Genomic DNA, 676 nt, shown 5'->3' on the forward strand with positions numbered 1-676 from the left:
CGGTACCGCCGCCGAGGGTATTGAGCAGTTCACGGCCTATACCGCGAATGGCGAGGTCAGCAGGCGCGAAGACGGTAATGGCAATAGCACGCTTTACAGTTACGATGGGCATGACCGGGTTTACCGTACCACCTTCCCGGATGCGAGCTATGAGCAAAATAGTTATGACGCGAACAGTAATCTGACAGCGTTTCGCAAGCGTGATGGGGTGACGTTGATCCATAGCTACGATAGCCGGGATCAGCGTACAAGCTCAGTCATACTAAACGAAAGCACCATTTACTTTAGCTATGACAGCCTGGGCCGTGAAACTCAGATCACCCGTGGAACTCAAGTGGTGGCTTACGGTTATGATGGTCTGGGCCGGCGTATCTCGGAGCGTACGAATAATCGCACGTTGAGCTACACTTTTGATAACGCCAATCGCCGGACCCGCACGACGTTCCCGGATGGCTTTTATGTCACCTACAACCATGACGCGGGCGGGCGCTTAACCAACATTTTTGAAAATGGCGCTTCGCCGGTGATTGATTTTAGCTATGACCGTGCAGGTCGTGTCAGTCGCATTGAGCGCGCGGGCAGCACCATCACCACATTGAACTACGACGGCATGGGCCGGGTGCTTGATTTCGACCACCAGGGGTTCAACGACAGCAGTTACAGCTATAATCCGGCC

The 676-nt window shown here is 54.0% G+C and carries 1 protein-coding gene; it reads left to right on the plus strand.

Annotation, left to right across the window (positions count from 1 at the left end; genetic code table 11):
• On the plus strand, positions 1-676 hold a 676-nt coding region (locus PSI9734_RS11955; protein ID WP_217420790.1), incomplete at both ends, for a hypothetical protein.

The organism is Pseudidiomarina piscicola (assembly GCF_902806985.1).
GTDB lineage: Bacteria > Pseudomonadota > Gammaproteobacteria > Enterobacterales > Alteromonadaceae > Pseudidiomarina > Pseudidiomarina piscicola.